Below are 22,231 nucleotides of genomic sequence, written 5' to 3'. Positions count from 1 at the left end.
AAGGAGACACCTAATTGAAGCGATTTAGCTATTTTATGGTAGGTTGTCTTACTCTTACACTATTAGTAGGATGTAGTGCAGCAGAAAAGCCAGTAGAACAAGTAAAACAAGTTAAAAATACAATTACAGCGAAACTAGCTACCGAGGAAAAAATGGTAGAAATAGATGGTCAAACCATTTACTTTAAAAAGATTGGTAATGAAAAACCACCTTTACTTATGATTCATGGCTTTGGAGGGTCATCAGATGGTTTTCAAAAGATTTACTCCGATTTAGCAAAAGATCATACAATTATTTCTGTAGATGCTTTAGGATTCGGGCGCTCATCTAAGCCAATGGATTTTTATTATTCTTTTCCAACTCATGCAAATTTGTATTATAAATTAATGAAAAAACTAGGGTATGATTCATTCGCAATACTGGGGCATTCCATGGGGGGAGAAATTTCTCTAAATTTAACATATTTATATCCTGAAGCAGTTACTCACCTTATTTTAACTGATGCTACAGGTGGCCCTCATACATTCGTTAATAAACAAGGCTCACCAAAACCACAATTGTCGACTGATTTAAATGCCGTTTCTTCTATTACAGATTATGATGAAAGCAAAGTGAAATTCAAACGTAATGATGAAGAGCATTATAATAAAATGAAATTATGGCCTAGACGTCTTAAAATTAATGCAAATGAAATAAAACAGCCAACTTTAATTATATGGGGCAGAAATGATAGTAGCGTTTCCTGGAAAGAAGGAGAAACGTATCATCAATTCTTAAAAAATAGCACTTTACATATTATTGAAAAAGGTTATCATGCACCATTTCGCCAAGAACCACAAGAATTTGTCGGGTATGTAAAAGATTTCTTTAAGAACAATCCGATTAAAGTTGAAAAATAACATAAACGGGTATCTCAAAATGAGATACCCGTTTTCATATATTAAGCAGCTTGCTTTTGGCGTTTTGGAGTTTTTGATCCTAATACTTTCGGGATAACGAAGCCATCCATTCCAAATTTCCCAGCGTTCATACCGGAAACAAGAACAAACATAGATAAGATAACCATCTCAGGGTTCACACCAATTGACCCACTAAACATATAGGAAAAGTTCATTACAAGACCAAAAAAGACCGCTGTTTTTGTTAAACAGCCTACAATTAAACCAATTCCGACTAAAATTTCTCCCCATGTTACAAGTGTATTAAACAAATCTACATTTGGAATTGCAAATTCTTGTAAGAATGATGCCCACCAAGATTGAACAGCCGGTTGTGCACCTTTAGATTTTTCAATTGCCCCTTGCAAATAACCTGTTGCATCGAATCCTTTTCCTTGTAGTTTACCGATTCCAGCCATTAACCATGTGTAACCAAGATATACTCGAATTACTGCTAATGCAAAAGAAACTGCTTTGTTTTCTCTTAAAAATTGAATAACCATATCTTCCTCCTAAAGTTGTAATTAATTTAGTTACAGATAATATGATAACATTAGTTACTTATTTTTCAAATGTTAATTATGAATAATCTGTGACATGCGTATGAAACATTAAAAACTAAAGTTTATATAGTAACTTTTATTACCTGTAAAAACTTGAACATATCATACCACAAGTGATAACCATTTTCATTGAAAAAATGTGAGTTAAATGTGAAACACGTTTATTCGAATATAGAATAAACTTGTTTCACACTAATTATAGAATCGAAATGTATGTGTCTCCTCATCAATTAAACTCGCTTCTTGAAACGCTTCTTCTAACGTTTTCCCATGGTTAATAACCCCATAAAATAAGCGTATAGTAAACATAAGTGCTGCATTTCCATCTACATAATCAATCGATCCAATATATGATTTCGCACCACTATGTAAAAAAGATTTTGCTAGATTTTGCTCCCCTAACGTGCACCCGCTATTTACAATATGTGTATTATGCAATTTTGCATATTTATAAATTTCTTCTGTACCAAAATCCCCTCTCGGTTCATCTTGTTCATATACTTCTTCGCCTAACTCTTCCATGACAAACTTCCCTTCTTCACCATGAAAGCAAAAAATAATATAATTAATATTGTTAAATAAGTTCTTTCCAGAAAGAACTTCCACAAAATCTTTCGGTCTACCAATCCAATATGTCACAACCCTTGCACCAAAATATTCAAGAGATGCTCGAATTGATTGCGCTTCTAAATCCGAATTAAAACCAACTACTAATGCAATATTCAACATACAACCCCCATCCTATAATCAGCCCTTATCAATCAGAATTTTATGGGATAAATCCATTTCATATATGCCCGTTTCTTTCAAAAAATCTGATCTAGTTAAAACGACTTTCTGTAAATATTGCCTATATGCTGTAATTGTTCCATCGTGAGATACAATGCAAATTCTTTCAGCACCCAGTTCATAACACCAAAGAAGAAATTCATCTACTATTTGCTGAAAACTATTCTCTGAAATAGTGTTTATACCTTCCTTCCATAACTGATTATTTGAGCTTTTCTCTATCGAAAAATGCGGAAATAACTTTGTTATCATTCCCTGATCTACTATATAATCGCACGGTAATGTTTTCGCTCCTTCTCGATAAGGAAAAATACGTGGGGATACATATGGATGGACTAGTTTTTGACAAGCAACTTTCGCACTCCATATTGTCGCCGTTTGCAAAGTTCTAAGTGTAGGACTAACAATTAATATATCCGTCTCTTGCAATGGCACATTGCATTGAAGTAATTTAGCTTGAGCCTTTCCTACTCTCGTCAATGGTGGGTCAAACACTTGTAAACTTTCTGGTAAATCCGTTGTATGTTCACCTTCACCATGCCGAACAAAAACGATTTTCATATTCAGCCTCCTCTTACTATAAAATCCTCACACATATTTCTTCCCTATTGCATTCTTTATTCCTGCTGTATAAAAACCGATATGTAAAAACATTTGACACTAACCTTTGTAAAATATTACATGTAAAATACTTTTTACACCGAAAGGAGAATTACATATATGAAATGGATAATTGTCTTTATTGGAATGATTGTATGGGGATATATAAACGGCTTCTTTAGTAGTGATCAAACTGCTAATCCCTGGATTACAGATGATGAACGTGAAACAAAAATTAAACAAAAAGCAATTACGGCAAGCTGGTCCGGTGTTTTTATGTTTTGTACCATTAGCCTCTTAAATAAATGGTTAGGTTTAAGCACAAACGATAAATCACCGTACTTACCAGACCCTATCGCAGCTATTTTAAAGGAAAATGTAGAGTTACAAGTTTTACTCATGCTATTTGTTATGTATGGAATATTTTACTTACATTATCGAAGAAAATTAAGTGCCTAACTTCTAACTCATGATTATCCTCCTAAATGGTTATAGTAATTAGGACAAAATGAAAGGAGCGATAGAAAAATGAGTAACTCGAATGAATTTTTAGATACACTACATGAAAAACAAGCAAAAGATGAACAAAATAGAAAGCGCCAAGGGAACGGAAACCCAGCGAAAAAAAAGCCAAATAAAACGCATAAATAACAATAAAAAACTGCCGGCAGTTTTTTATTGTTATTTCACCGAGATGACATTTTCCCAATTCCATTTCTCATAATACCACGCTGGTACATCTATATTTTCAATCCACTTCTTTTCCTGTTTCCCATCTTTATGAGCAAGCCATACATCCGCTTTCTTACGGTCTGAACGTATCCAAATTAATTGATTACTCTTCTTCATGAAGATCGGGTGGTAATCCCCTTGCTTGTTCTTTTTCTTTGTGATTTGATGCTGTGCATTACTTGTACTATCGACCTCATACAAAGATGGTAGTGGCCTTTTTTCTGGTGGAGTTTCTATCCCTGCCTCCTTTGCTCGTGAAACGATAATTACTCTATCGTTCTTCCATACAAAATCCCAATCAACATATCCTTTCGGCGTAAATATGTTCTGCTGAAGTGCTGGCAATTCCTTTACTTTTAAATGCTTATTTTCTAATGCAACTCTTCCGCTCCCTTCAATATAAGCTAATATATTTTTTGATGGTGCCCATTGAAACCATTGTGCGTTTAGTAACATTTGATCTACTTTTTCAAACCGACTGCCATCTGCACGAACTAAGCAAAGCGTATTACTATCAGCTGACCATGAAGCTGTCGGTACTGCTAAAAATGAAATCCACTTTTGATCTGGTGACCACTTAAAGCCACTTGCTACTAGCGCTAGGAAATCATCATGTTCATTTGGCAATGCATACAAATGCTTCATTTTGTGAGGATTCATATGTGCATCTTTTTGCACTTCATATAGCTGAGCCCCTGTCCATCCTGTTGGAAGTAAGTGCGCTTCAGAGGATACAAGAAAGTTCTTTCCATCGGGGTACCATGCATAATCCCCTACACCAGCCGATACATTTTCAAAATCTGCATTCTTTTTTTCTACATCAAATGTATTTAATGTACCTGTAAATATAAATGCAATTATATTTTCTGTTGGTGACCATTGATAATTCGATGCTTCTGAGTGAAACGGCGTAACTTTCTTTCCATCTTTCAGCCGATATAACTCAAGAATATTTTGTTTCTTCCCTTTTACATATGCCAGCCATTCTCCATCATGTGACCACTTTGGCCCTGTTATGTTCTCTCCTTTTGTAAGTTGTTTTTCTTTCCCCTCAACTTTAATCCAAAGGTTATGATGACGAATAAAAGCAACTTTCACACTATTATTTTCTGCGCTAGTAATAGTGATAGAACACAAAAACATAAACAACACTACACTACCACTTACTATTAGCCTTTTCATACCATCACTCCATTTCCCTCATAGCATTCCTCACTTTCTTCCTACAATATGTGAAAAATATCGATTCGACATAATCAGAAAAAATTTCCCAAAAAATTTTCAATTCATAGAGGATTGGTATGAATTATGTCGAAAGTATAGTTTAGCCAACATTTATATTTATAAGTTATAACTAAAATGTAAGATTTCATTTCTGAATATTGGCACTTTTTATTAGGGGGAGTATCAATGAAAAAAACTACATCTACACTATTAAGCATGGCGCTTGTCTTTTCTAGTTTTGGAGCTTTAAGCGCTCATGCTGAATCACTACAAAAGGAGAAGCAATTTAGTCCACAATTAAAAACAACGATTGAACAGTGGGGAGAACATAAAATTGCTCAAAATGTTGAAACGAAAACAACAAAAGAAATATCAGTAATTGTAGAATTGCAACATGCACCTCTCGCTGCTCAAAGTAATATTCAGCATGCTCCAGATTTACAAAATAGTAATGCTCAGTCTTATCATGCTGAGCTAAAAAAAGCACAAGAAGATACGACTAAGAAAATAAAAGAAAAAGCACCTGGTGCAAAAATTAAAGAAGTGTATAATACGTTATTTTCCGGATTCTCTATTTCAGTTCCTGGAGATCAAATTACCTCTCTTGCCTCTTTACCTGAAGTAAAAGCAGTCTATCCGAACTTAACATATAAATTGCATGAAACATCAAAAAGTACTACTAACGAAGAAGCACCAAATATCGGTGGACCGACAATTGGTGCACCTGAAGCGTGGAATTTAAAAGATCCATCTGGCAAACCGCTTGATGGAAAAGGCATGAAAGTAGCCATTATCGACTCTGGCGTAGACTATACACACCCTGACTTAAAGGCAAATTATATCGGTGGATATGACACGGTTGATGAAGATAGCGATCCAATGGATGGTAACGTACATGGTACTCATGTAGCTGGAATTATTGCGGGTAATGGAAAAATTAAAGGCGTTGCTCCAAACGCTTCTATTCTAGCCTATCGTGTAATGAATGACGGTGGAACTGGTACAACAGATGATATTATCCAAGGGATTGAGCGAGCGATTCAAGATGGTGCGGATGTGTTAAACCTCTCCCTTGGGCAAGATTTAAATGTACCTGATCAGCCTGTAACATTAACGTTAGAACGAGCAGCGAAACTTGGTGTTACTACTGTCGTTTCAAATGGAAATGACGGACCAAAACCTTGGTCTGTTGATGCTCCCAGTAACGCAAGTAGTGTCATTTCTGTTGGAGCATCTACGGTTTCTATCCCATTTCCAACATTCCAAGTAGCTGGTTCCAGCAAAACATATCAAGGGTTACCGTTATCAAAATCCGATTTTCCAATAGGAAATGATTCCCCTCTTGTATATGTTGGTTATGGCAATCCAAGTGATTATGCAAAACAAGATGTGAAAGGGAAATTCGCACTTATTTTACAAGGTACTTCTAGTACATTAGTAAAAGCAGAACAAGCGAAGCAAGCTGGGGCACTTGGTGTGTTATTAATCTCTAACGAAAAAGAAATTAATATGATGCCGGAATATTTTTCACGTGAACATCTGGCTATCCCAGTAATGCAATTATCAAATACAAATGGGGAAGAATTAAAAACTTTAATCACAAAACGAAAGAAAAATATAAAAATTGGACAACCAAAGCAAACAGAACTTATCGGTAACTTTAGTTCAAGAGGACCATCACAAGGAAGTTGGCTAATAAAGCCTGATGTTGTTGCACCTGGAGTACAAATTACTAGTACAGTACCGCGAGGCGGCTATGAATCGCATAACGGAACAAGTATGGCTGCTCCGCAAGTAGCTGGAGCGGTTGCCCTCTTGCGTCAAATGCATCCGGATTGGACGACAGAACAATTGAAAGCGGCTCTTGCTAACAATGCAAAAACATTACATGATGTCAATGAAAATACATACCCTGTTATGGAACAAGGATCTGGTTTAATTAACATTCCGAAAGCAGCTCAAACAAATGTATTAGTAAAACCTAACAATGTCAGCTTTGGTCTTATTAAGCCAAATAGCGGAAAAGTAAAACTGACGCAAAATGTTACATTACAAAACCTTTCTAGTAAAAAGAAAAGTTTTTCAACTCGTGTGGAATTACTAGATGCCAACACAAAAACAAAAGTAAAAGCTTCTGTCCCTTCATCGATTAGCATACAACCGAATAGTAGTACCGAAAAACCATTTACTATCACGGTAGATAGCTCACTACCACAAGGTGTGTATACTGGAAATGTATATGTAAAAGAACAAGGGGCAAAAGAAGAAATTCGAATTCCATTCACATTTAGTATCGATCCTAAAGATTATAAACGTATCGATGGACTTGAAATTATTAATTCTACTTTTAGCCCAAATGGCGACCACGTACTAGATGATAATCTCATCAACTACTATTTAGTTGCGCCTGTGGATGATGTAACATTACATGCAAATTTAGTTACGAAAGAACGTGTAACGTATCAAGGGATTATCCATCAAGCTAAAAATGCAACTCCTGGATGCAAACCTTTCAAATGGAATGGTACAAAAGCAGATGGCACTCCTTTAGCTGACGGGCTATATCAAATCGAAGCAGTTGCTTCTAATTCTGGTGGAGAAACAAAACAAACAGCTGCTGTATTTCTTGATCGAACTGCACCTAAGTTAACACACGAAGTTGACCAAGAAAATCTCGTAATTAGAGGAAAAGTTGATGATATTCTACTAGATTGGATGTCAGAATCTGGTTGGATAGCACCTGGTATTCCAGTGAGAATGCAATATGAAATTAACGGAAATGGTGTATGGGAACAGGCATTCCTGAACCCTTGGGAGAAAAGCTATGACATTTATTTCGATCGCACTCAATTACACGAAGAAAAAAATACTATTCACATTGTAGCAACTGATGCAGCTGGCAATACCTCTAATTTAACTGTTAATTTAGAAGTGAAATAAAGTGAAGCCTTAATCAGTAGAGATTTTGTTCATCCCCACTGATTATTAGCCTTCACCAATCGGGGGTTACGGGCAGTTATTCTCCCACCGAATTTTGAGGTAGGAATTTTACTGCTCATTAACACGGGATAAAAAATTTTTGTTGACAATTTTTTTAATATAGTTTTATAATACAAAACATAGTTTAGTTTAACGAATTATATATCGGCTTTGAAGGAATGCTAGTAGCGACTTATATCACTGTCCCAGAGAACTGATGGTTGGTGCGAATCAGTACATATACAAGCGTGAATTACAATTCTGGAGCTTCTTTCCCGTAATGCTTTTTATGCATGAAGAGAAAGACGGATCTTTCCGTTATCGTAAAGTGAGTGGTAAACAATTAGTTGTTTACAAATAGGGTGGTACCGCGATTTTTATCGTCCCTATCGGATTTTCCGATAGGGACTTTTTTGCATCCATCCTCTTACACAATTTCATATATACGCGTTGAAAGAATCGCAGTAGTATCTTATATCCCTGTTACAGAGAGCTAATGGTCGGTGGAAATTAGCACATATATAAGTATGAATTACAATTCTGGAGCTTCTTTTTCGTAGTGCTTTTATGCATGAAGGAAAAGACGGAATTTTTCCGTTATCATTAATTGAGATGTAAGTATATTTTCACTTACAAATAGGGTGGTACCGCGATTCTTTCGCCCCTATCGGATTTTCCGATAGGGGCTTTTTCTATTTATCACAGAAACATATGTTAAATAATTCCGAATCTTATGATAAAATTTTATAAGCGCTTACAAAAAATGAAAGGGGGTGATACAAGCTATACGAAATCGATATTCAATTTTATTGAAAAAAAGGAGGATGTCTAAATGACAAAGAAAACAGAAATTCCATCGCATTTAAAACCATTTGTATCCACACAACATTATGATCAATACACACCGGTGAATCACGCTGTGTGGCGTTACATTATGAGACAAAATCATAGCTTCTTAAAAGACGTTGCTCATCCAGCCTATGTGAACGGACTACAATCATCTGGTATTAATATAGATGCAATTCCAAAAGTAGAAGAAATGAATGAGTGTTTGGCACCAAGCGGCTGGGGCGCTGTAACAATTGACGGACTTATTCCTGGCGTAGCATTCTTCGATTTTCAAGGACACGGATTACTACCGATTGCAACAGATATCCGGAAAGTAGAAAATATCGAGTACACACCAGCTCCAGATATCGTACATGAAGCCGCAGGACACGCACCGATTTTACTTGATCCTACATATGCAAAATATGTGAAACGTTTTGGGCAAATTGGTGCAAAAGCTTTCTCTACAAAAGAAGAACATGATGCATTTGAAGCTGTTCGTACATTAACGATAGTAAAAGAAAGCCCTACTTCTACTCCTGATGAAGTTAAGGCTGCTGAAAATGCTGTAATTGAAAAACAAAAGTTAGTTTCTGGTTTATCGGAAGCTGAACAAATTTCACGTCTTTTCTGGTGGACAGTAGAATATGGATTGATCGGAAATATAGATGATCCAAAGATATATGGTGCTGGTCTCCTTTCTTCTGTTGGCGAAAGCAAACATTGCTTAACAGACGCTGTAGAAAAGGTTCCATTTTCTATCGAAGCATGTACAGGGACAACTTATGACGTAACAAAAATGCAACCACAACTATTTGTTTGTGAATCCTTTGAAGAATTAACAGATGCGCTTGAAACATTTTCTAAAACAATGGCCTTTAAAACAGGTGGAAAAGAAGGTTTAGAAAAAGCAATTCGCTCTGAGAACTATGCAACAGCTGAGCTAAATAGTGGATTACAAATTACAGGTACATTTAGCGAGACAATTGAAAACGATGCAGGTGAATTAATTTACATGCGAACAAATTCGCCAACGGCATTAGCGCTTCATAATAAACAGTTAGCGAATCATTCTACTTCTGTACACAGTGACGGATTTGGAACACCGATTGGATTACTTACTGAAAATATTGCATTAGAAAATTGTACAGACGAACAACTACAATCATTAGGAATTAAAATTGGAACTATCGCTGAGTTTACTTTTGCAAGTGGTATTCATGTAAAAGGAACAGTAACAGATATTGAGAAAAATGATAAGAAAATTGCTCTTATTTCCTTTATCGATTGCACAGTTACTTATAACGCCCGCGTTTTATTTGATGCTTCATGGGGCGCATTTGATATGGCTGTTGGCTCACAAATCACTTCAGTATTCCCAGGTGCCGCAGATGCAGCAGCATTTTTCCCAATGGATGAAGAAGTTCAAGAAATTCCTGCTCCGCTTGTACTGAATGAACTCGAGCGTATGTATCAAACAGTTCGAGATATTCGAAGTGAGGGGATTTTACACGACGCGCATATCGATCAATTAGTAGCAATCCAAGAAGTATTAAATAAATTTTATGCGAAAGAATGGTTGCTGCGCCTTGAAGTATTAGAGTTACTTTTAGAGCATAACAAAGGGCATGAAACATCTGCAGCATTACTACATCAACTTTCTACTTTCACAACTGACGAAGCTGTAACACGCCTTATTAACAATGGTCTTGCGTTACTTCCAATAAAGGATGTGAAAAATGATGCTAAGATTAACTGAAGAAGAAGTTCACGAGGAATTATTGAAGGTAGATAAATGGATGGTAAAAGATGAGAAATGGATTGAACGAAAATATATGTTTTCCGACTACTTAAAAGGAGTCGAATTTGTCTCTGAAGCCGCCAAACTATCAGAAGAACATAATCACCATCCATTTATCCTTATCCAGTATAAAGCAGTTATTATTACTTTGTCATCTTGGAATGCAAAAGGTTTAACGAAACTAGATTTTGAGCTTGCAAAACAATTTGATGAACTATTTTTACAAAACGAAAATGCAATTATAAGAAAATAAAAAAGAGAAGCCTTTTTAGGCTTCTCCTTTTATTTGGAAATGGATACAATGTCCAAATGGATCCTCGACTTGTAATATTCCATCTTTGTACGTAGCAATCTTACCAATATTTTTTAAGCTTTCACATACTTGCTCTTTTTGTTTTTCATCCGCTAATACAATTGTGAAATATTTCAAACCAACAGAACCTGGCATTTGCGGTGGTACCCCTTCACCTTGCCATGTATTTAAACCGATATGGTGATGATAGCCACCTGCTGATACGAACAACGCTCCATTACGAGCTGGGATTGTTACTTCAAAACCAAGACCATCAACATAGAAACGTTTCGCTTCCTCTAAATCAGCTACATGGAAATGAATATGCCCCATCACAGTACCAGCTGGAAATCCACTCCATGTACTTCCTTGCTGCAATAATTCTTCACCAGCTAACGGGTTACTAACAAATGGGAGCTCTCCATTCTCATCACGCCAAACTTCTTTTTGTCGATCATGATAAATTTCAATCCCGTTTCCATCTGGATCAGCTAAATAAAGAGCTTCACTAAAGTAATGATCGGCCCCGCCATGTAGTGGATATACCATTTCTACAAGATGACGAAGAACATTCGCTAAATCCTGCCTACTTGGTAATAAAATTGCGTAATGATATAACCCTGTTCTTCCTCTTTGCTTCGGAAAAGCTTCTTTCTTTTCTTCAATGATAAGAAGTGGTTCATCATTTTCATTCCCAAATGTAACGACTGCTTTTTCTTCTTTTAGCACCTTCATACTTAGTACTTCCGTATAAAACTCTAGTGATTTCTTTACATTAGATACGTATAAATGAACAACATCCAGTGTTGTATCGGGATGAAGTTGAAAACTCATCTTGTTAGCCCCCCATTTAAATTAGTTCTTCTTTGACATTTTTTCTTTTAAGAAATTATCTACAAAACCATCAGCTTTTGCAACAAATAAGTATGCACCCATTGCTAATAATGCAAGTTCTAATTCGAAACCAGGATTTTTTCCATCTCCCAATAAACCAGCTGACCATTTCACTTTTACGATTGCTCCAACCATAACAAGTGCAAATAATAATCCAATATATCTTACACCTAAACCTAGAATTAATAATAGGCCTCCAACTAATTCAAATGTTGCTACACCGTATGCAAGTCCTCCTGGTAAACCAATGCTTGTAAACCACCCTGCAATATTGTCAATTCCTGATTGGAATTTTGTTAAACCGTGCATGAAGAATGTTACCCCTAACACGATACGAATAATTAAGTTACCAATATGTTGATTCATTTCTTTCTCTCCTTTATAGTTTTCTTATACAAAACTTTTATTTACATTACAAAACATACACTAATTTTTTTTATTCGTCAATTCATTTTCACTGGGAAAAAATATATTTTTTTTGCTATGATACAAATAGTTGTTTACAAAAAGGAGCTTGATTTTATGAATATTGGTTCTGCAATACGTGAAATTCGTCAACGTAGAGGCATAACAATCGCACAAATTTGTGAGGGAACAGGTCTTTCTAAAGGATTTATGAGTCAGGTTGAAAATAATAAAACATCACCATCTATCTCAACTTTAGAAACGATCTCCAATTTTTTAAACGTTCCCCTTCCCTATTTATTGTTAGAGCAAAAAGATCGATTAAAAATTGTCAAAAAAGAAGAACGGAAATACAGTGTATACGGCAAAGATGAGCAAAGAATTGAACATGTTGCGGAGCAAGGGGGCCTTCGCCTATCTTTAGTAGAAATCCCTACTGGATTCCCGAAAGAAAACTCACCAAATGCCCATGAAGGGGAAGAATGTCACCTTGTATTACGCGGAAAACTAGAAGTTCAGCACGGTGAAGATATTGCAATTGTAGAAGAAGGTGATTCTTTCTCATGGAATGCATGCGTTCCTCATATTGTTCGTAATATAGGAGAAGAAACTGCATTACTACTCATCTCTAGTTATGCGGAAAATCGAAAACGTGTTTACTAAATAATAAAAAAGAAGCCTGCTAAACAGGCTTCTTTTTTATCCCCTTATAATTCCATAACTTGTCCCCACTAGTACAGTCTTTTCGTGTTGATTGCGATAAACTGACTCGATTGAAACTTTTTTATAGCCTTCCATTTGCTCAACATTTGTTAAAGTTAATTCACAAGTGATTGTATCTCCTGTGAAAACTGGTCTAATAAACTCACTTACTAATTCTCTTGCTATGTAATGTAATTCTTCGCCTACTTTCGTTCCAATGCTAGCAGTCAATAAACCATGGACCATTAATCTTCCATTTTCATCATATTCCACATGGTGTCTACCTTTATCTCCGGTAATATTTGCAAATTCAAACACCTCTTCCTCAGTAAATCTTCTTTCATATTTAAATACATCCCCAACTTTTATACTCATTTTTATCCCCCTAATAATAAACAGAATTTTCTTTTATTTTATCATAAAATGTGCCTCAATCCATTCTCTATTATCAAATCCTCAAAATTACCTCGCTAAACTTTTACTTTTCATTCATTTATCGGTGACCATCTCTTTTCGCGACTTGATATCCATAATACGCACATGTTCCATTTCTCGATAGCTCTCTAACTTCAAATCCACAGCTTCTATAAAAATCAAAATTGTTCGCAGAAGTATGTGCAAACCAGTCACCATGTGGTAGCTTTTGCAAACAAAGAGCGACAAGTTTCTTACCTAATCCCTTCCCTCTATATTCACATTTCACAACTAAATTTACTATGTTCGCGACCATGATTCCATCAGAAATGACTCTAACCATGGCAATCATCTCTTCTTCATCCCAAATTGTGAATGCCCATGTTGAATTTTCAAATGCTATCGTGAATTTTTCAATTTGCCAAGAAGGGATATTATCATTGCTCCAACCGGCATCTTCGAATAAAGTCTTAATTGCATATGCAGGTACACCATTCGTCCCCTCACGAATAATAAGTCCATTATGATAAATGTACATGTAATCCCCCCTTTATTTTTATATACCATTCTTCAAAAAATGCAATTAACCTTTTTTCATCCAACGCGCCTAATGGAATAAACGAGAACATCCATCCCATGAAATGAAGTTGTTTTCTCATAACTAAGCCCCGTTTTTCTAGCAACAAAGATTGAGGCGGGGTGGTCCGGATTAATAAGAGAAATCAATTTATTCATTCGTAACGCTTGGAAGCCATAGTCTCGAAATGCTGCCGCTGCTTCTCTCGCATAGCCTTTTCCCCAATACTGAGGTAATAACCAATAACCAATTTCAATTTCCTCTTTTCCATCTATCTGCTGCTTTACTAATCCTGCATGACCAATCCGTATCCCCGTTTCCTTTTCAATTAATACAAATAAACCGAGGCCGTTTTTATAGCTAGGAATTACCCACTCTTCCAAACTTTTTTTACATTGCATATATGTTTTTAAATTCCCATTTCCAATATAGCGCATTACTTTTTCGTTTCCCCATAGTGAAGCGTAGAACTGTAAATCATCCATTGTATATTTACGAATTTGTAAACGGTCTGTATGAAACATTCCTTCACTCCTTTCTACTAATTTCTTCTTAATTTCACAATCATATTTTGTATGCACAATAAGTGTTACCATTTATTATAAATGAATCAACCACATAACACAGAATATTCAATCTTATAGAAACAAAAAAAGCAGTAGACAAATATTGTCCACTGCATCCATATCATAACTAGCATAAAGAAAACTACAATTGAGGGGGGTGTAGGATTTTCAAATATACTAGATACTTATCCCGTTCTAACGGGCGGTAAACTTTCCAATTGTTTCAAGTGAAAAGTTTACCGCACATAAGAACTTCCTTCGTTCATTAAGATAGTATTGCTAAATAATCATATACACGCTTAGATTTCTCTCCACCCATTCGTGCATGTTGAAGAAGAGAAATACCATGAGGACCAGATGCGCGCAATGCTTCTGGTTGAGCTACTAAAATAGCTTGTACAACTTCTAATTCACCAAGCATAGCTGCTGCAAAAATATCCATCCGAGCACCCTTTTCTAGTAAATAAAGAGCAATATCTTTACGACCTACATGTGCCGATGCGCCTAACGCACTTTCCCAATCTGATCCACCCCAATTATAAGAGGCGTGAAGTAAGCTTGGTGATTCAACCAATAGCTCTTGTACTTTCTCTAAATCCCCGTGAGCTGCCATAACAAATTCTCTTACTAATTCAATGGTAATACGCTCTTCTGTTTGCATCGCTCTTCTCCCCTTTTAGAAATTCGTTTCGGTGTAAAAAAAGGCTTGTCACTTCCCTGAAAAATATCTACATCTATGCCAAATACATGTTGAAACATTTCATGGCATAGTACTTCTTCTGGTATACCATCATACTGAATTTTTCCTCGCTTTAATACAAGTAAACGATCGCTATATTGAGCAGCTTGGTTAATGTCATGTAAAACCATTATAATTGTCATTCCAAACTCCTCATTTAATCGTTTCACAAGTTCCATTACTTCCAACTGGTGAACGATATCTAAAAAGGTTGTTGGTTCATCCAATAATAAGACATTTGTACGTTGCGCTAGCGTCATCGCAATCCAAGCACGTTGCCGTTCCCCTCCTGATAAAGAATGTAAAAGACGATATTCATACCCTTCAAGATTTGTAACAGACAATGCCCAATCAACAATTTCTTCATCTTCTTTATTTAAGTGGCTACTCCATGATTTATGTGGACCTCTTCCGAACTCAATTAGTTCTTTCACTGTTAAATCTAATTGATGATCATGCATTTGTGGTAACATTGCTAATTGCTTCGCTACATCAGCACTCTTCATCATATGAATATTTTTCCCATCTAAAATGATGTCCCCTTCGCTTTGTTTCAGTAGCCTTGCTATTAAACGAAGCAAAGTAGATTTTCCCGATCCATTCGGACCAATTAAACTAACGATTTCTCCAGCCTTAATATGTACATTCATATTTTGCATTTGAAATCTTTCAGAGTGTGCGTAAAACACTTTGTTAACGGAAATCACTTTGTTTTCCTCCTCTATGAATTAAATATAAGAAGAACGGACCACCTAAGAAGGACAGTAAAATACCAACAGGCAATTCGATTGGGTCAAACCAACTTCGAGCTATTGCATCCGCAAAAACAAGTAATACCCCGCCGCCAAGGCATGATAAAGGTAGCAAATATCTATAATCATTTCCAACTAATAAACGTAGCATATGTGGTACGACAAGACCGACAAATCCAATAAGACCAGACACACTTACTGCAATTCCAGCTAATAATGTACTTACTACGATTAAATAAAACCGACTTTTTTCCACGTTATGTCCTAATAACTTTGCCATTTCATCTCCAAGCATTAACACTCGAATATGCTTAATACCAAAGAAAGCTAATATAATGGCGAATATTGCATAATAAATAATCATATTTAAATGTGCCCAACTTACACCACCAATACCACCCGCTAGCCACGGTAACACCGATTGTACTTTGTCACTATGTAATAACATTAATGCTGAAGTTGCTGCACCAATTAATGCATTGATCGACACCCCTACTAAGACGATTTTTGAAGGTGGTGCCCCTTTTTGCCATGATAAAGCATAAATAACCATCGCTGTTATGAAAGATCCTAAAAACGCCCCTAGTGGTAAAAAAGCTAGATGCTGTGGGAATAAAATCATGATGACAATTGCTACAAGGCCTGCCCCAGATGAAACTCCGATAATACCAGGATCTGCAAGAGGGTTTCTCATAACTCCTTGTAGCAGTGTACCAGATGCAGCTAAACATGTTCCTACTATAAACCCAATGAGCACTCTCGGTATGCGAAGATCCCATACAATTCGATGAACTGTCGAACCTTCATCTTGTATACCCGTTAGAATATCTCGTACAGAAAAGGATAAACTTCCTGCGAAAAGACCGTAAAAGAGACCTAGGATTGTTAATACAACTAAAGTAACTGCTATTATCCATCTTTTTTTCGCAAAAGGATGTTCCTTTTCTCTTACTACTTCACTACTTTCCATAGTATCATTTCCTTACATCTTGTATACTTTTATACATAAAGTCCATTGCTTCTGTAACTTTTGTACCAGGATTAGATCCAAATAAATCAGGTGGCAAAATAACTACGCGGTTTTGTTTTACTGCCTCTAAATTTTTCCACGCTTCATTTTTCATCATTTCGCCTTCGAATGCTTTTTTCACACTTTTTGGATCTCCGTGTGTAATTAAATAAATCACATCTGGATTCGCCTCAATAATACGTTCTACACTTAGCTGTGCATATTGCGGATATTCTTTCGTTTCTGGAAAATCAGAAGCAATATTTTTTCCGCCTGTTTTTTCTAAAATATCACCTGATAAAGATGTTGGTAATGCCGCTAAATAAGTTCCTGGTGCGCCATACACTAGCAATGCTTTCGCATCGCTCTTTTTCTCATATTTCTTCATTTGATCATTCATTTTTTGATTAATTTCTTTTGCTTTATCTTCTTTCTTCATTACCGTTCCATATAATTCAATATTTTTTTGAATATCTTGTACAGAATTCGCAGAAGAAATGATAACTTGCGTTCCTTGTCCTTCAACCGTTGGCACATTCTTTTGGAATCCATTGTTAGCAACAAGTACATCGGGCTTTAAACTAGCAATTTGCTCAAAATTCGGTTGATGTGCATTCCCAATTACTTGTGCTTTCTTTAGCTCATCTGGAAGAGTTAATTTCGTATCCGGGCGACCTACTATTTTTCCACCTAAAGCATGAATAATATCCATGTCCCCCATACTTAATGTTGCAAAACTTTCTGGCACTTTATCGAATGTTACCTTTCTTCCTGATAGGTCGGTAATTTCGATTTTCTCTTTTCCTTTTTCTGTTTTGGTTGCAGACGCTTTTTCGTCCCCTTTGGCACTGCAACCTATTAACAAGAAAAAAATAGATAAAATCGCTGTAAATAGCGTAATAGATTTTTTCATTCCTTCACCTCTAATTGATAATGATAATCATTAACTACTATTCTACTTTAATTGATAAGGATTATCATTGTCAACACGAAACGCATATATTTTCCTACAAAAAAACAAAAAGCGCGACAAAAAGATTTTTTCTTTTCGCTGCGCTCTAGTTAACAATATTATTCACATTCATTTTCCTCTAGCTGGTCACGCATCACTTTCACACGCTGAAAGAAAAAGAACGATAAGCTTAAAAATATAACGATGCTCCCCATCATAACAAAAAATTGGATTGTCTCTTTTGCTCCACTCGGAATCAATAAGCCAACCATTAACAATGTACTTACAGCGAGAAGCATTTGTCCAAACCGAGTATAATCTTCTATTTTTCCTTTTAATTCTTTCATTATATTCTCACTCCTCCATTTCACTGTATCATATTCTATGAAACTGAAAGACCAGTAAATACAGCCATTCTGGGAGATGTTTTCCAATAAAAAAAGAGCCGCTTTTACTGCGGCTCTTTTTTTATCATTATTCACCTTTATATGCTTCCATATAAATTTCTTTCAGCTCTGAAATAAGCGGTAACTTTGGATTAGCAGTTGTACATTGATCTTCAAAAGCTCTTTCTGCTAATACTCCAACAACCTCTTCAAATTGCTCTTTATCGACTCCTTGTCCCGCAATACTCATATTAATATTTAAGCTTTTTCCAAGCTCAATAATTGCTTGGACGAGTGATTCCACCCCTTCTGCTGCCGAACTTGCTGGAAGCCCGAGCATTCTCGCTATATGTGCATATCTTTCATCTGCCACAAAGTGCTCATATTTTGGGAACAATGCGTGTTTTCTGGGCTTAATAGCATTATAGCGGACTACGTGCGGCATTAGAATGGCATTTGCGCGTCCGTGCGGAATATGGAATTCTGGTCCAATCTTATGTGCTAAGCTGTGATTAATACCGAGGAAAGCATTTGCAAATGCCATCCCTGCAATTGCAGAAGCGTTATGCATTTTTTCTCTTGCTTCTTCATCATTTCCATCTTTATATGCTCTCGGTAAATATTTGAATACGAGATCAATAGCTTTTAATGCTAATCCATCTGTATAGTCATTTGCCATAACAGACACATACGCCTCAATTGCATGTGTCAAAACATCCATACCAGTATCTGCTGTTACATGTGGTGGTACTGTCATTACAAATTGTGGATCAACAATTGCTACATCTGGTGTTAATTCATAATCTGCGAGCGGATACTTTATATTATTTTTCTTATCTGTAATAACCGCAAATGGTGTCACTTCTGATCCCGTTCCTGATGTCGTTGGAATCGCAACAAACTGCGCCTTATTTCCTAATTCCGGATATTTACATGTACGTTTTCTTATATCTAAAAATTTCTGTTTAATACCATAGAATGTCGTTTCTGGATGCTCATAGAATAACCACATTCCTTTTGCTGCATCCATAGCTGAACCACCACCAAGTGCGATAATTACATCTGGCTTAAAACTTTTCATCATTTCCGCACCTTTGAAAACAGTTTCATCTGATGGATCTGGTTCGACCTCAAAGAAAACTTCAACTTTCACATCATTTGCATTCTTGTTTAAATAGTGCGCGACTGTATCGACATAGCCATGTTCAACCATTCCGGGGTCCGTTACAATAAATGCACGTGAAATGTTAGGCATATTTGCTAAATAAGCTGTAGCATGTTTTTCAAAATAAATTTTTGGTGGCAGTTTGAACCACTGCATATTCTTTTTTCTATTTGCCAGCCTTTTTATATTTAATAAATGAGTCGCTGTTACATTTTGGGAAACTGAATTCTTTCCGTATGAACCACAACCAAGTGTAAGTGATGGAATAAATCCATTATATATATCCCCTATTCCACCTTGTGATGAAGGTGCATTTACAATGAGACGGCAAGCTTTCATACGTAACCCAAATTGCTTTTGCACATCTTTATTTGTAGAATGGATAACTGCTGAATGTCCTAAACCACCGAGGTTCAACATTTCTTCGCAATATGTAAATCCTTCTTCTAATGAATTTGCCTTCACACAAGCTAATACTGGACTCAGTTTCTCACGGGATAACGGATATGCTGCTCCGATACCTTGAATTTCAGCTACAAGCATTTTTGTATGTCCAGGAACAGTGATCCCAACTAAATCGGCAATATACTGTGCTGATTTCCCTACAATATCACTATTTACTGCACATGTATTTTCATTTATAACGAGCTTTTCTAATTTTTTTCTTTCTTCTTCTGTTACAAAGTAACAACTGTTTTCAATCATTTCTGTTTTAACATCATCATAAATTTCTTTATCGACAATGATTGCTTGTTCCGATGCACAAATCATACCGTTATCAAATGTTTTTGATAAAATTAAATCATTAACAGCTCGTTTTACATGTGCTGATTTTTCTATATAACACGGTACATTACCAGGACCAACGCCTAACGCTGGTTTTCCAGTAGAGTAAGCTGATTTCACCATACCAGCGCCTCCAGTTGCTAGAACGAGTGCTACACCATCATGGTTCATCAATTGTTTCGTCGCTTCAACAGACGGTCTTTCAATCCATTGAATACAGTGTTTTGGTGCACCAGCTTTCATCGCTGCATCATATACGGTTTTCGCTGCTGCCACAGAACATTTTTGTGCGGAAGGATGAAATGCGAAAATAATTGGATTTCTTGTTTTTATCGCAATTAACGCTTTAAACATTGTTGTCGACGTTGGATTCGTTACTGGTGTTACTCCAGCTACTACACCGACAGGTTCCGCGATTTCTATTATTTCTTCATGAGGATCTTCGTGAATAATCCCTACCGTTTTATCTTGCTTTATACTATGCCAAATATATTCAGTGGCAAAAATATTTTTAATGCATTTGTCTTCATATACACCACGGCCAGTTTCTTCAACTGCCAATTTTGCTAGCGGCATATGTTGATCAACACCTGCTAATGCCATTTCATGAACAATGTTGTCAATTTCCTCTTGTGTAAAACTTTCTAATGCTTGTAAAGCTTGTTGACCATTATTTACTAGCGTATCAATCATCTTTTTTACTTCCTGCATTTCATTTACAACTTTCTCTTTGACTACCATGTGAATTTCCTCCTATTCTACTATTACGGTCCTTATATGTCCCTGTAGGTCAAAATAAGTCCCAATTAACACAAAAAAATAGAGATGCTTTCCTACATGAATTTCATTGTTTGTGAAAAGTTTCACAAGTTTGTTCGTGAGTAACGTTTCCTGAATTCAATATACATGAAATCATTTCGTTTGTGTATGTCTATTTTGTGAAATGTTTCACAAAAAGACGTAATAAAAAAACGCACTGCTAATATAGAGCAGTGCATTTTTTATTATGCTAGCGCTTGTGCTAAATCTTCAATTAAATCTTCACCATCTTCAATACCGACAGAAATACGAATTAATGTATCTGTAATTCCTAATTCTTTGCGGCGATCAGCTGGGATTGATGCATGTGTCATTTGAGATGGAATAGAAATTAAACTTTCTACCGCTCCTAAGCTTTCAGCAAGTGTAAAGTATTGTAGTTTCTCAAGTACTTTATTTAATGTTTCTTCACTATCTACATCAAATGAGATAATAGCACCAAACCCGTTTGCTTGTTCTGTTGCTAATTCGTGATTTTGATGTGATTCAAGACCTGGGTAATATACTTTATTTACTTTTGGATGATTATTTAAGAACTCAGCAATAGCACGTGAATTCGTTTCATGTTCTTCCATACGAATTCCTAATGTTTTTAAACCGCGAAGTAGTAAGAAGCTATCTTGTGGCCCAAGAATACCTCCTGTTGAGTTTTGTACAAAGTGAAGATCTTCTGCTAGTTGTGGGCTATTTACAACTACTAAACCTGCAACTACATCACTATGACCTCCTAAATATTTCGTTGCACTATGAAGCACAATATCTGCTCCTAAAGAAATCGGCGACTGCCAATATGGCGTCATGAATGTGTTATCAATAATTGTTAATAGGTCTTTCTCTTTAGCAAGAGTAGATATTTTCTTAATATCAGTAATTTTTAGTAGTGGGTTCGTTGGTGTTTCCACATAAATTGCTTTCGTATTTGGACGAATCGCTTCTTCAACTTCCTCTAAGTTTGTTGTATCTACAAATGTATGCTCAATACCGAAACGGTTTAATACTTTCGTAATAACGCGGTATGTTCCGCCATAAACATCATCTGTTAAAATAACGTGGTCACCTTTTGAGAACAACATAATTGTCGCTGTAATAGCAGCCATTCCTGAACCAAATGCAAATCCAGCATGCCCATTTTCTAATACAGCAATCATTTCTTCTAAAGCTGCACGTGTTGGGTTACCTGTACGTGAATATTCATATCCTTGATGCTTACCAACTGCTTCTTGTTTGTACGTACTTGTTTGATAAATCGGTACGTTTACAGATCCAGTTGAAGGTTCTCCTATGCGAATACCATGAATTAACTTTGTCTTTGCTCTCAT

Annotated in this window: 23 protein-coding genes and 2 other annotated features; of the genes, 7 read left to right on the top strand and 16 right to left on the bottom strand. The window is 36.1% G+C overall.

The window, feature by feature from the left end:
* Positions 1-14: 14 nt before the first annotated feature.
* Positions 15-899 carry an alpha/beta fold hydrolase gene (locus ABWK52_RS06265; protein WP_000819810.1) on the top strand — a complete coding sequence of 295 codons (885 nt, stop codon included), beginning with the start codon at positions 15-17 and terminating at the stop codon, positions 897-899.
* 41 nt (positions 900-940) lie between these two features.
* Here the strand turns inward: ABWK52_RS06265 and ABWK52_RS06260 are convergent, their stop codons facing one another.
* The 3 genes from ABWK52_RS06260 to ABWK52_RS06250 form a co-directional block, all read right to left on the bottom strand.
* Complete coding sequence (locus ABWK52_RS06260) at positions 941-1,441, bottom strand: DoxX family protein (RefSeq protein ID WP_000236592.1); 501 nt, start codon at positions 1,439-1,441, stop codon at positions 941-943.
* A 252-nt stretch (positions 1,442-1,693) separates the two neighbouring features.
* Positions 1,694-2,230 carry a hypothetical protein gene (locus ABWK52_RS06255; protein WP_000931928.1) on the bottom strand — a complete coding sequence of 179 codons (537 nt, stop codon included), beginning with the start codon at positions 2,228-2,230 and terminating at the stop codon, positions 1,694-1,696.
* Positions 2,231-2,248: 18 nt separating this feature from the next.
* Positions 2,249-2,851, bottom strand: a complete 603-nt coding sequence (locus tag ABWK52_RS06250) for a histidine phosphatase family protein (RefSeq protein WP_000706245.1) — start codon at positions 2,849-2,851, stop codon at positions 2,249-2,251.
* 159 nt (positions 2,852-3,010) lie between these two features.
* Between ABWK52_RS06250 and ABWK52_RS06245 the strand changes: the two genes are divergently transcribed.
* Together ABWK52_RS06245 and ABWK52_RS06240 are read left to right on the top strand one after the other, a co-directional pair.
* Positions 3,011-3,349, top strand: coding sequence for a hypothetical protein (locus ABWK52_RS06245; RefSeq protein ID WP_000871153.1), 339 nt, complete (start codon positions 3,011-3,013; stop codon positions 3,347-3,349).
* 69 nt (positions 3,350-3,418) lie between these two features.
* Positions 3,419-3,541, top strand: a complete 123-nt coding sequence (locus tag ABWK52_RS06240) for a DUF4023 domain-containing protein (protein WP_000071866.1) — start codon at positions 3,419-3,421, stop codon at positions 3,539-3,541.
* A gap of 30 nt (positions 3,542-3,571) precedes the next feature.
* Here ABWK52_RS06240 and ABWK52_RS06235 read toward each other — a convergent pair whose 3' ends face one another.
* On the bottom strand, positions 3,572-4,804 hold the full coding sequence (locus tag ABWK52_RS06235; RefSeq protein WP_000825724.1) for a TolB family protein: 1,233 nt from the start codon (positions 4,802-4,804) through the stop codon (positions 3,572-3,574).
* 228 nt (positions 4,805-5,032) lie between these two features.
* Between ABWK52_RS06235 and ABWK52_RS06230 the strand changes: the two genes are divergently transcribed.
* The 3 genes from ABWK52_RS06230 to ABWK52_RS06220 all read left to right on the top strand — a co-directional run bounded on the left by ABWK52_RS06230 (position 5,033) and on the right by ABWK52_RS06220 (position 10,707).
* A complete protein-coding gene (locus ABWK52_RS06230) occupies positions 5,033-7,786 on the top strand; it encodes a S8 family peptidase (RefSeq protein WP_098541544.1) in 2,754 nt (917 codons plus the stop codon).
* 201 nt (positions 7,787-7,987) lie between these two features.
* Positions 7,988-8,216 (top strand) — a binding site (T-box leader).
* Between the two features lie 50 nt (positions 8,217-8,266).
* Positions 8,267-8,494, top strand: a binding site (T-box leader).
* A gap of 163 nt (positions 8,495-8,657) precedes the next feature.
* Complete coding sequence (locus tag ABWK52_RS06225; RefSeq protein WP_098541542.1) at positions 8,658-10,412, top strand: aromatic amino acid hydroxylase; 1,755 nt, start codon at positions 8,658-8,660, stop codon at positions 10,410-10,412.
* Complete coding sequence (locus ABWK52_RS06220) at positions 10,393-10,707, top strand: 4a-hydroxytetrahydrobiopterin dehydratase (RefSeq protein ID WP_000979538.1); 315 nt, start codon at positions 10,393-10,395, stop codon at positions 10,705-10,707. Before ABWK52_RS06225 ends, ABWK52_RS06220 begins: the two co-directional genes overlap by 20 nt.
* Before the next feature lie 15 nt (positions 10,708-10,722).
* Here the strand turns inward: ABWK52_RS06220 and ABWK52_RS06215 are convergent, their stop codons facing one another.
* Positions 10,723-11,580, bottom strand: a complete 858-nt coding sequence (locus tag ABWK52_RS06215) for a VOC family protein (protein ID WP_000009844.1) — start codon at positions 11,578-11,580, stop codon at positions 10,723-10,725.
* 21 nt (positions 11,581-11,601) lie between these two features.
* Positions 11,602-12,006, bottom strand: coding sequence for a DoxX family protein (locus ABWK52_RS06210; RefSeq protein ID WP_001071553.1), 405 nt, complete (start codon positions 12,004-12,006; stop codon positions 11,602-11,604).
* 156 nt (positions 12,007-12,162) lie between these two features.
* On the opposite strand from ABWK52_RS06210, the gene ABWK52_RS06205 reads away from it, so the two are divergent.
* The gene (locus ABWK52_RS06205) at positions 12,163-12,708 is read left to right on the top strand and encodes a helix-turn-helix domain-containing protein (RefSeq protein ID WP_001020693.1); all 546 of its coding nucleotides are present in this window, start codon (positions 12,163-12,165) and stop codon (positions 12,706-12,708) included.
* Between the two features lie 36 nt (positions 12,709-12,744).
* Here the strand turns inward: ABWK52_RS06205 and ABWK52_RS06200 are convergent, their stop codons facing one another.
* The 10 genes from ABWK52_RS06200 to ABWK52_RS06155 all read right to left on the bottom strand — a co-directional run bounded on the left by ABWK52_RS06200 (position 12,745) and on the right by ABWK52_RS06155 (position 22,231).
* On the bottom strand, positions 12,745-13,122 hold the full coding sequence (locus ABWK52_RS06200; RefSeq protein WP_000025015.1) for a MaoC/PaaZ C-terminal domain-containing protein: 378 nt from the start codon (positions 13,120-13,122) through the stop codon (positions 12,745-12,747).
* Positions 13,123-13,240: 118 nt separating this feature from the next.
* Complete coding sequence (locus ABWK52_RS06195) at positions 13,241-13,699, bottom strand: GNAT family N-acetyltransferase (RefSeq protein ID WP_000276114.1); 459 nt, start codon at positions 13,697-13,699, stop codon at positions 13,241-13,243.
* Positions 13,700-13,755: 56 nt separating this feature from the next.
* Complete coding sequence (locus tag ABWK52_RS06190) at positions 13,756-14,334, bottom strand: GNAT family N-acetyltransferase (protein WP_000258037.1); 579 nt, start codon at positions 14,332-14,334, stop codon at positions 13,756-13,758.
* A 235-nt stretch (positions 14,335-14,569) separates the two neighbouring features.
* Entirely contained in the window at positions 14,570-14,965 is a 396-nt protein-coding gene (locus ABWK52_RS06185) for an ankyrin repeat domain-containing protein (RefSeq protein ID WP_001192763.1), read from the bottom strand.
* Positions 14,932-15,750 (bottom strand): ABC transporter ATP-binding protein, encoded by an 819-nt coding sequence (locus ABWK52_RS06180; protein ID WP_000626525.1) that lies wholly within the window; start codon positions 15,748-15,750, stop codon positions 14,932-14,934. The genes ABWK52_RS06185 and ABWK52_RS06180 overlap by 34 nt, the downstream gene beginning before the upstream one ends.
* Positions 15,737-16,765, bottom strand: coding sequence for a FecCD family ABC transporter permease (locus ABWK52_RS06175; RefSeq protein WP_000445963.1), 1,029 nt, complete (start codon positions 16,763-16,765; stop codon positions 15,737-15,739). Before ABWK52_RS06175 ends, ABWK52_RS06180 begins: the two co-directional genes overlap by 14 nt.
* 4 nt (positions 16,766-16,769) lie before the next feature.
* Positions 16,770-17,717, bottom strand: coding sequence for an ABC transporter substrate-binding protein (locus ABWK52_RS06170; protein WP_000748453.1), 948 nt, complete (start codon positions 17,715-17,717; stop codon positions 16,770-16,772).
* 158 nt (positions 17,718-17,875) lie between these two features.
* Positions 17,876-18,103, bottom strand: coding sequence for a YrhC family protein (locus tag ABWK52_RS06165; protein WP_000661265.1), 228 nt, complete (start codon positions 18,101-18,103; stop codon positions 17,876-17,878).
* A 127-nt stretch (positions 18,104-18,230) separates the two neighbouring features.
* Complete coding sequence (adhE, locus tag ABWK52_RS06160; protein ID WP_025709764.1) at positions 18,231-20,834, bottom strand: bifunctional acetaldehyde-CoA/alcohol dehydrogenase; 2,604 nt, start codon at positions 20,832-20,834, stop codon at positions 18,231-18,233.
* A 263-nt stretch (positions 20,835-21,097) separates the two neighbouring features.
* Positions 21,098-22,231 (bottom strand): bifunctional cystathionine gamma-lyase/homocysteine desulfhydrase, encoded by a 1,134-nt coding sequence (locus ABWK52_RS06155; protein WP_001201908.1) that lies wholly within the window; start codon positions 22,229-22,231, stop codon positions 21,098-21,100.

The organism is Bacillus sp. AP50, from assembly GCF_040492675.1.
Classification (GTDB): domain Bacteria; phylum Bacillota; class Bacilli; order Bacillales; family Bacillaceae_G; genus Bacillus_A; species Bacillus_A cereus.
Note: the sequence above shows the minus strand (reverse complement) of the source record. Positions and strands in the feature narration are given on the sequence as shown.